Here is a 9,150-nt window from a genome sequence, read left to right on the forward strand (position 1 = left end):
CTCACCCCTCCAGCCACACGAAATGCCCCTCCAGTCACGCGTGTGGCCCCGCCAGTCACGCGAGCTGCCCCGCCAGTCACGCGAGATGCCTCACCAGGCACACGAGCCGACGGTCCGGGTACGCGAGCCGACGGTCCGGGTACGTGAGCCGACGGTCCGGGTACGCGAGCCGACCCTCGGGGGACGTGGGTCGTCCAGCCGGGTATGCGAGCCGACGGTCCGGGTACGCGAGCCGACTCTTCCGGTACGTGAGCCGACCGGCTGGGTACGTGGGCCGGCGTCTGTCGGGGGTGGTTGCGTGACCGTCCCGGCCCAGCGCGGTACCTCCGATGCCGCCACGCGGATGCTCGTCCTGTGGTGTCCGGACTGGCCCGCCGTCTCCGCTGCGGCCGCCGGCGGGGTTGCCGTCACTCAGCCCGTTGCCGTCTTCAGCGCCAACCGGGTTGTTGCCTGCAACGCCCCCGCGCGGCGGGGCGGCGTCCGGCGGGGGATGCGGCGGCGGGAGGCGCAGTCGAACTGTCCCGAACTGGCCGTCTTCGCGGCCGATGACGGGCGGGATGCCCGGCTCTTCGAGGCCGTCGCGCGGGCGGTCGAAGGGCTTGTCGTCGGCGTCGAAGTTGTGCGGCCGGGGCTGGTTGCCGTGCCCGTTGCCGGTGCTGCCGCTTACTTCGGCGGGGAACACGCGCTCGTCGAGCGGCTTCTCGACGAGGTTGCGGCCGTCGCCGGGGTGGAATGCCAGGTCGGCGTCTCCGAAGGGCTCTTCGCCGCGACGCTCGCCGCGCGGGTTGGTGCGTTCGTCGAACCCGGGTGCGTTGCCGAGTTCCTCGCGCCGCTGCCCGTCACCGAGCTCGACCAGGCCGGGGGCGACCGTGCGGAACTGGTCGACCTGCTGCGCCGGCTCGGGTTGAAGACGCTCGGGGCGTTCGCTGCCCTCGCCGAACGCGATGTCGTCAACCGGTTCGGGGCCGATGGCGTGCTCGCCCACCGGCTGGCGCAGGGTCGCTCCGAACGGCCGCCGCTGCGTCGACAGCCGCCGCCGGAGCTGACGCTGAGTGAGGAGTTCGATCCGGTCGTCGAGCGGGTCGACGTTGCGGCGTTCCTCGCCAAGGGCCTCGCCGCGCGGTTCTGCGCCGGGCTCGCGGGGCACGGCCTCGCCTGCACCCGGCTCGGCATCCACGCGGTGACCGAGGACGGCGAACACCTCGGCCGGACGTGGCGGTGCGCGGAACCGCTGACGCCGTCCGGCGTCGCCGACCGCGTGCGCTGGCAGTTCGAGGGCTGGCTGCGGGCCGCGACCGGGCAGCGGCCGACGTCCGGTGTCGTGCGGCTGCGGCTGGAACCCGAGGAGATCGTCGAAGGGCGTTCGCTGCAGCTGGACCTGTGGCGCAACGGTGGTTCCGACGAAGGCGACGAGCGCGCTGCCCGCGCGTTCGTGCGGGTCCAGGGCCTGCTCGGGCCCGAAGGCGTGGTGACGCCGGTGCTCGACGGCGGCCGCGACCCCGCGGGCCGGGTGCGGCTGGTGCCGTGGGGCGACCCGCGCGAGCGGACGACCCCGCCGGACGCGCCCTGGCCGGGCCGGCTGCCGACCCCGTCGCCGGCGACGGTCCTCGACCGCCCGGTGCCGGCGCAGGTCTTCGACGACGGCGGCCGCCCCGTCGGGATCACGGCCCGCGACCAGCTGACATCGTCCCCGCGACGGCTCAGCATCGCGGGTGCCGCGGGGCGGGAGGTCGTGGGCTGGGCGGGCCCGTGGCCCCTGGCGGGCGACCGCCGCCGGCCGGGCCCGCCACGCGCACGCCTGCAGCTGGTACTGGCCGGCGAGCGAGACGAGCCATCCGAGGCGGTGCTGGTGCACTGCGCAGGCACGGAAAATCCACTGTGGACGGTCGAGGGAGTGTACGACTGAGCATGGACGACAACTACGCACAACGGCTGCGAAACTGGCTGCGCGCCGAGCCGGGGCCAACCCCGCACCGCCCGGCGGACGAACGCGAGTGGCTACGGGAGGTCCCGGAGCCCAGCGCCCGCGCGGCCCACGACCGCCTTCCGGAGGCCGGCGCCCGCGCCGCCCAAGATCGGCTCCCGCAGCCCGAGGCCCGGCCGCCTCACGACCGGCTCCTGGAGCCTGGCGGCCGGGCAGCCCACGATCGCCTCCCGGAGTCCGGCGGCGGGATGGCTCACGACCGGTTGCCGGAGGTCGGCGGCGAGGCGCCTCGCGACCGGCAGTTGGAGCTCGGCGCCCGCGCAGCCCACGACCGGTTCCCGGAGCCCGGTGCCCGCGCGGCCCACGACCGGCTCCCCGAGCCCGGCGCCCGCGCAGCCCACAACCACCTCCCGGACCCTCGCCCCCAAGCTCCCCACCCCACACCAGCCGACCCGGACACAGGCGACGGCAGCTGGACGGTCCGCGGGTACCTGCCCGACGTACCCGCCGAGGACGACGGCTGGGTCTGCCCGGTGATCGCCCTGCCCATCCCGCGCCCATCCCGCGAAAACGGCTGCCGCATGAGCGATGCCGAGGCGCGCTCCCGCTGGAACCACCCGACGAACGCGAGCCGCCGCACACAGCCGCCGGGTGCGGGCACGAACGACCCGGCCACCCGGACACCGGACCCCATGAGCGAAGCCGAAGCCCGCTCCCGCTGGAACCACCCGAGCAACTGGCACCGCCGCCGCCGCGAGAGTGGGCAACAGCGGCGAGACCAGCCCGGGAGTCACTGAATGGGCTGGAACAACCCACCCGTCCGGTGGAAGGACCTCGCTCGCACCCTCGCCGGCGGCCTTCCGCCCGGCGATCACGGTGACAGCCCCGCCTGGGGCCGGCGCCGGGAGGGCTACCACCGGCCCGATGACCTCCCGGCCCGCGGGAGCGATGATGGCGGTGAGGCCGTCCGCGTCCCCTACGCCGAACTGCACTGCCACTCCAACTTCAGCTTCCTGGACGGTGCCAGCCACCCCGAAGAGCTCGTCGAGGAGGCCGCTCGGCTCCAACTGGACGCCATCGCCCTCACCGATCACGACGGCATGTACGGCGTCGTGCGGTTTGCCGAGGCCGCGCGGGAACTCGGGGTCGACACCGTCTTCGGCACCGAACTCAGCTTCGGCCTCCACGGCCCGCAGAACGGCGTCCCCGACCCCGAAGGCGAGCACCTCCTCCTGCTCGCCCGCGGCGATCAGGGCTACCGGGCCCTCTGCCGCGCCATCACCGCCGGCCAGATCCACCACCAGGCCGAAAAGGGCCGGCCGAGCTACGACCTCGGTGCGGTCGCCGAGGAGGTCGCCGGGCAGTGCGTGGTGCTGACCGGCTGCCGCAAGGGCGCGGTGCGCTCGGCCCTCGTCACGCGCGGCCCGGCGGCCGCCGCGGAGAAACTCGGCGAACTGGTCGAGCGCTTCGGGCGCGATCACGTCTACGTCGAGCTCACCGATCACCGCCAGCCGCTCGACAGCACCCACAACGACCTCCTGACGCAGCTCGCCGGCGAGCTCGGGTTGCCCACCGTCGCCACCACCGCCGCCCACTACGCCCGGCCCGAACGCGCGCCGCTGGCCGATGCGCTCGCCGCGATCCGGGCGCGGCGGGGGATCGACGAACTCGAAGGCTGGCTGCCGGCCGGGGGAACGGCCTTCCTGCGCAGCGGCGCCGAGATGGACGTCCTGTTCCGGCGCTACCCCGGTGCCGTCCGGCGCAGCGCGCTGCTCGGGATGGAATGCGCGTTCCCGCTGAAGCTGATCGCGCCCGAGCTGCCGCCGTTCGACGTCCCCGCGGGCTACACCGAGACGACCTATCTCCGGGAACTGACGAAAGAAGGTGCGAAGGAACGCTTCGAAGGCAAGCCACACGAAGAAAAGGCGAACGAGCAGATCAAGCACGAGCTCGCCATCATCGAAGAGCTCGGCTTCCCCGGCTACTTCCTGATCGTCTGGGACATCGTCCGGTTCTGCCGCGAGCACGACATCCTCTGCCAGGGCCGCGGCTCGGCCGCGAACTCCGCCGTCTGCTACGCGCTCGGCATCACGAAGGTCGACTCCGTCGCCTACGAACTCCTCTTCGAGCGCTTCCTCGCCCCGGACCGCGACGGCTACCCCGACATCGACCTCGACATCGAGTCGGACCGCCGCGAAGAGGCCATCCAGTACGTCTTCCGCAAACACGGCCGCCTCCGGACCGCCCAGGTCGCGAACGTGATCACCTACCGCGCCCGCTCGGCCGTCCGCGACGCCGCGCGGGCCCTGGGCTACTCACCGGGCCAGCAGGACGCCTGGAGCAAACAGATCGACCGCTGGGGTCCGTTGCAGAGCACCGAAAAGGACCACGACCACGACATCCCGGACGACGTCGTGCAGCTCGCCTTCGCCCTCGAGGACTTCCCGCGGCACCTCGGCATCCACTCCGGCGGGATGGTCATGTGCGCCGAGCCGGTCAGCCAGGTCGTGCCGGTCGAGTGGGCGCGGATGGCCGACCGCAGCGTGATCCAGTGGGAAAAAGAGGACTGCGCCGCCGCCGGGCTGGTCAAGTTCGACCTGCTCGGCCTCGGCATGCTCTCCGCGCTGCACTACATGATCGACCTGGTCGAGGAGCACAAGAAGGAAAAGGTCGACCTCGCCGAGCTCGACCTCGCCGACGAAAAGGTCTACGACATGCTGTGCCGCGCCGACGCGATCGGCGTGTTCCAGGTGGAAAGCCGCGCGCAGCTGGCGACGCTGCCGCGCCTGCAGCCGCGCGAGTTCTACGACCTGGCCGTCGAGGTCGCGCTGATCCGGCCCGGCCCGATCCAGGGCGGCTCGGTGCACCCGTACATCCGCCGCAAGCAGGGCCGCGAGAAGTGGGCCTACGACCACCCGCTGCTGGAAAAGGCGCTGCACAAGACCAAGGGCGTGCCGCTGTTCCAGGAGCAGATGATGCAGATCGCGCTGGACGTCGCGAACTTCACCGCGGCCGAGGCCGACCAGCTGCGGCACGCGATGGGGTCGAAGCGGTCGGACCGCAAGATGGACCGGCTGCGGCAGCGGTTCCTCGACGGCGCCGCCGCGAACGGCGTCGAGGCCGAACTCGCGCAGAAGATCTTCCTGAAGCTGAAGGCGTTCGCGAACTTCGGCTTCCCGGAAAGCCACGCGCTGAGCTTCGCGCACCTGGTCTTCTCGAGCGCCTACTTCAAGCTCTACCACCCGGACGCGTTCCTGGCGGGGCTGCTGCGCGCGCAGCCGATGGGGTTCTACTCACCGCAGTCGCTGGTCGCCGACGCGCGGCGCCACGGCGTCACCGTGCACGGCCCCGACATCAACCGCAGCCTGCCGCACGCCACGCTGGAGGCGGGCGACGGGACGTTCCACGACGTGCGCACCGGCCTGAGCACCGTGCGCAAGATCGGCGAAGACGTCGCGAAGCGGATCGTGGCCGAGCGGCAGGCGAACGGCGAATACCGCGACATGGCCGACGTCGCCCGCCGGGTGCGGCTCACCACGCCCCAGATCGAGGCGCTGGCCACGGCCGGTGCGTTCGCCGGGTTCGGCGGCGACCGCCGCCAGGCGCTGTGGACGGCGGGTGCGGTCGCCGGGGAACGCCCGGAAAAGCTGCCCGGCCTGGTCGGTGCGCCAGCGCCGGTGCTGCCCGGGATGGACGGCCTCGACGTCGCGGCGGCGGACGTCTGGGCGACCGGCGTTTCGCCCGGCAGCTACCCGACCGAGTTCATCCGCGACCGCCTCGACGAGCTCGGCGTCGTCCCGGCGAGCGGCCTGGCCGACCTCGACGACGGTGCGCGCGTACTGGTCGGCGGGGCGGTCACGCACCGGCAGCGCCCGGCGACCGCGGGCGGGGTCACCTTCCTCAACATCGAAGACGAAACGGGGATGGTCAACGTGATCTGCACGCTCGGCCTGTGGCAGCGCTACCACCGGGTCGCCCGCGCGAGCTCGGCGCTGCTGATCCGCGGGGTGGTGGAGAAGGCCGACGGCGTGGTCAGCGTGCTCGCCGACCGCGTCGAAGCGCTGCCGATGCGGATCAAGGCGAAGTCGCGCGACTTCAGGTGAGGGGGCGCCGCACGATCGTGACGATTTCCGGGCTCGCGTCGGTCACCGGCGTGCGGTCCCAGTAGCCGTACTGCTCGTCGACGACCAGCCCGGCCTCTTCGACGAACCCGTTCAGCGCGGGGACGTCGAGGAAGCGCAACGTGCTTTCGCTGTACTGCGGCGCGTCCCAGGCCGGGCTTTCGTACGTCGTCGTGAAGGTGACGTACCCGTTCTCGAACGGCCCGGCGTCGTTCCACGAGCGGACGTCCCCGGCTTCCCAGACGTTCGAAGGCGTCCAGCGCTCCCAGCCGCGGGCGGCCGGGTTGCGCGTGTCGAAACCGAACCGGCCGCCGGGCTTCAGGGCGCGCCGGATCGCCGAGAACGTCGTCCGCAGCTCGTCGTCGGTCAGCAGCACCTGGAACGCGTGCCCGGTCATCACCGCGAAGCCGAACTCGGCGGCCCAGGACGTGGTCGACAAATCGCCGTGCACCCACTCGACGTCGTTTCGGCGGCGGGCCTGGATGAGCATGCCTTCGGCCGGGTCGAGCCCGACGAGCCGGCCTTCGTGGCCGGACTCGCGCGCCCAGTGCAGCAGGGAACCGGTGCCGCAGCCGACGTCGAGGACGGCTTCCGCGGCCATGATCATCGGCAGGTAGAACGCGAAGTCGCCGCTGCTCTCCCGCGGGTTCATCGCGTCGTAGAGCGAAGCGAGGTACGGATCGACGTAGTCGTGGTCGGGCACGGCGCCACGGTAGTGAGCCGGCCGGGAAAGTTCACCCGGGTTTCGGCCCCAGGCCGAGCAGTTCGGGGCGGGCGGCCAGCTCCCGCCAACAGGCGCCGGGGTCGGGGAGCAGCCGTCGCCGGTCGAGGTCCAGCAGCCCCGACACCGACGACACCGAGGCGACGAGCGTGCCGTCCGGCGCGTGGAACTCCTGCGTCACCCGCGAGGTTTTGCCGGTGCCCCAGTGGAATTCGCAGCTGACGCCGACCTCGCCGTGCGGGGGCAGTTCACGGTGGAACCGCACGGTGGTCTCCAGGTTCACCGGGCCGATCCGGCGGGCGGCCAGCTCGGCCGGGTCGATGCCGGCGGCCTGGACTCACACCCAGCGCGCGTGGTCGGCGTAGGCGAGGTAGGCCGGGCCGCGGACGTGGCCGTTGCGGTCGATGTCGTCAGCGCGGACGGCGATGGTGACTCGGAACATGCGCACGATCGTGGCGCGTGGCGGGCGCCGGCGTCTGGAACTTTTCGGCCACCCGCACGAGCGCGGCGGGGGAGGAACCGGAGAGCCGGCGGCATTCGCGCCCGAGGTGGGACTGGTCGGCGTACCCGAGCCCGGCGGCGACGCCGGCCAGCGACGCCCGCCCGGCCGCGAGGGGCTCCAGCAGGCGCAGGAACCGCTGGAACCGCCGGACGCGCTGCAGCTGCTTCGGCCCGGCGCCGACAGCGTGGACGAAGTGCCGCCGCAACGAGCGTTCGCTGAGCCCCACGGCGATGTCGGACGTCCGGGTGCCGAGGGCCTGGACGGCGGCCAGCACCCGCCGGTCGGGCACGCCGTTCCGGCGGGCGACGAGCGTTTCGAGGATTCCGCGCTGCGCCAGAGGATCCGGGGTGCGCGCGAGGGCTTCTTCGGCGCGCCGGGCGTCGGCGCCCCAGAGGTCGCCGAGCCTGGTCACGGCGGGCAGCTCCGCCATGGACGTGCCCAGCACGGCGGCCGCGGCCCCACACCGCAGCCGTACCCCGACACGGGACGCCGATGCCGGGACCCACAGCCGTAAAGGCGCGCCGAGGGTGACGACGACCGTGAGCGCCTCGCCGTCCCAGACGAGGTCCGCGCAGCCGTCCGGGAGCACGCGCAAGGGCCGGGCCCAGCCGGTCTGCCCGTGCCAGCCGCAGGCGAGGACGTCCGCGAGCGCGGGTGGTGGGGCAACCTCGCGGTACACCGACCGCGCCGCCACCGGCCGCAGCGGAACTCCCATGAGCCCAGTATGCCGCGGTGAAGCAGGCTTTCGACGCCGAAGATGCGCCCGGAGAACTACGTCCGGGGTGTGAAGGCCCAGCGACGCGTGTGGCACCCTGGGGCCGTGCTGGAGACGGGGGAGGACTACCGCGAAGCGGTGTTGTCCGGGCAGTGGTGGGAAAAGCGGCAGTTCACCGGCTGCGACTTCACCGGGGCGGACCTGAGCGGGCTGCGGACCCGGGGCTGCACCTTCGACGACTGCCTGTTCAGCCGGGCCGACCTGTCGCGCTCGCGGCACGACGCCTCCGCCTTCCGGTCGTGCACCTTCGACCGGACCGTGCTCGCCGAGAGCCGCTGGACGTCGTGCTCGCTGCTCGGCTCGTCGTTCGCCGACAGCGGGTTCGGCGGGATCGCGCTCACCGAGTGCGACCTGTCCCTCGCGTCGTTCTCGAAGGCGCGGCTGCGCCGGCTCGGGCTGTCCGGGCTGCGGCTGCGCGAGGCCAACCTGACCGAAGCCGACCTCACCGGCGCCGACCTGCGCGGCAGCGATCTGACCGGCGCGCGCCTGCAGGGCGCCAAGCTGGAGGGTGCCGACCTGCGCGGCGCGCGGTTCGACGCGAACGCCCTGGTGCAGGCCGACCTGCGGGGCGCCGAGGTCGACGTCGAAACCGCCATCGCGTTCGCCGCCGCGCACGGCTTGATCATCCGCTGATACGGCGAAGGCCCCGGCAGCAGCTGCCGGGGCCTTCGCCGCGCACTCAGTCGATCGGGGGATCGCCCGGGTCGAGTTCGATCAGGTCGCCCTCGGCCAGTAGCTCCTCGATGGACGCCGGCAGCAGGTACGCCGACCCGCCGCCCGGCTGGTTGAACCACGGGATCGCGACGCCGGCCAGCGTCTCCAGGGGCCGCTGCACCCGGTAGACGTGGTACGGGCGGTTGACCCACTCCGGCACCAGCGACCGCTCGGCGAACGGCGTGCCCGCCGCGTACGTCAGGTTTCCGTTCGGGCCGCCGAAGCGGTCCAGCTCGCTGCCCGCGGGCAGCTCACGCAGCTCCTTGCCGCGGAACAGCGTCAGCGGCGGCTCACCCGCCATCGGCGAGATCGGCCACTGCTGCTGGCCACCGCCGCCACCGCCGTTGACGGCCGGCCGGGCCGGCTCCTCGCGGCGCGGCAGCAGGGGCGGGG

At 73.0% G+C, this 9,150-nt stretch carries 8 protein-coding genes; 4 read left to right on the plus strand and 4 right to left on the minus strand.

Annotation, left to right across the window (positions count from 1 at the left end; all coding sequences use genetic code 11):
- Positions 1–343 precede the first annotated feature (343 nt).
- The 3 genes from C2L59_RS30455 to C2L59_RS30465 are packed head-to-tail and all read left to right on the plus strand — an operon-like array spanning position 344 to position 6,027.
- On the plus strand, positions 344–1,906 hold the full coding sequence (locus C2L59_RS30455; protein ID WP_199199325.1) for a DNA polymerase Y family protein: 1,563 nt from the start codon (positions 344–346) through the stop codon (positions 1,904–1,906).
- Positions 1,907–1,908: 2 nt separating this feature from the next.
- Entirely contained in the window at positions 1,909–2,721 is an 813-nt protein-coding gene (locus tag C2L59_RS47210; protein WP_146060457.1) for a hypothetical protein, read from the plus strand.
- Positions 2,722–6,027: an error-prone DNA polymerase gene (locus C2L59_RS30465; RefSeq protein ID WP_103352983.1), complete on the plus strand. Its 3,306-nt coding sequence runs from the start codon at positions 2,722–2,724 to the stop codon at positions 6,025–6,027.
- Here the strand turns inward: C2L59_RS30465 and C2L59_RS30470 are convergent.
- The 3 genes from C2L59_RS30470 to C2L59_RS30480 form a co-directional block, all read right to left on the minus strand.
- Positions 6,020–6,748, minus strand: a complete 729-nt coding sequence (locus tag C2L59_RS30470) for a class I SAM-dependent methyltransferase (protein WP_103352984.1) — start codon at positions 6,746–6,748, stop codon at positions 6,020–6,022. The two genes, C2L59_RS30465 and C2L59_RS30470, sit on opposite strands and share 8 nt — an antisense overlap.
- A 31-nt stretch (positions 6,749–6,779) precedes the next feature.
- On the minus strand, positions 6,780–7,088 hold the full coding sequence (locus C2L59_RS30475; RefSeq protein WP_370444796.1) for a thioesterase family protein: 309 nt from the start codon (positions 7,086–7,088) through the stop codon (positions 6,780–6,782).
- An 88-nt stretch (positions 7,089–7,176) separates the two neighbouring features.
- Entirely contained in the window at positions 7,177–7,983 is an 807-nt protein-coding gene (locus tag C2L59_RS30480; RefSeq protein ID WP_103352985.1) for a helix-turn-helix domain-containing protein, read from the minus strand.
- A gap of 105 nt (positions 7,984–8,088) precedes the next feature.
- Here C2L59_RS30480 and C2L59_RS30485 point away from each other — a divergent pair, with 105 nt between their 5' ends.
- Positions 8,089–8,676 carry a pentapeptide repeat-containing protein gene (locus tag C2L59_RS30485; protein WP_103352986.1) on the plus strand — a complete coding sequence of 196 codons (588 nt, stop codon included), beginning with the start codon at positions 8,089–8,091 and terminating at the stop codon, positions 8,674–8,676.
- Positions 8,677–8,722: 46 nt separating this feature from the next.
- Here C2L59_RS30485 and C2L59_RS30490 read toward each other — a convergent pair.
- The coding region (locus C2L59_RS30490; RefSeq protein ID WP_146060458.1) for a TNT domain-containing protein at positions 8,723–9,150 on the minus strand (428 nt) is incomplete at its 5' end.

Origin of the sequence: Amycolatopsis sp. CA-128772 (assembly GCF_002904295.1) — a bacterium.
GTDB lineage: Bacteria > Actinomycetota > Actinomycetes > Mycobacteriales > Pseudonocardiaceae > Amycolatopsis.

Bases quoted from the DNA above. Each gene is read 5' to 3' on its own strand.
- C2L59_RS30455 (WP_199199325.1), top strand. From the start codon at position 344: ATGCTCGTCCTGTGGTGTCCGGACTGGCCCGCCGTCTCCGCTGCGGCC.
- C2L59_RS47210 (WP_146060457.1), top strand. From the start codon at position 1,909: ATGGACGACAACTACGCACAACGGCTGCGAAACTGGCTGCGCGCCGAG.
- C2L59_RS30465 (WP_103352983.1), top strand. From the start codon at position 2,722: ATGGGCTGGAACAACCCACCCGTCCGGTGGAAGGACCTCGCTCGCACC.
- C2L59_RS30480 (WP_103352985.1), bottom strand. From the start codon at position 7,983: ATGGGAGTTCCGCTGCGGCCGGTGGCGGCGCGGTCGGTGTACCGCGAG.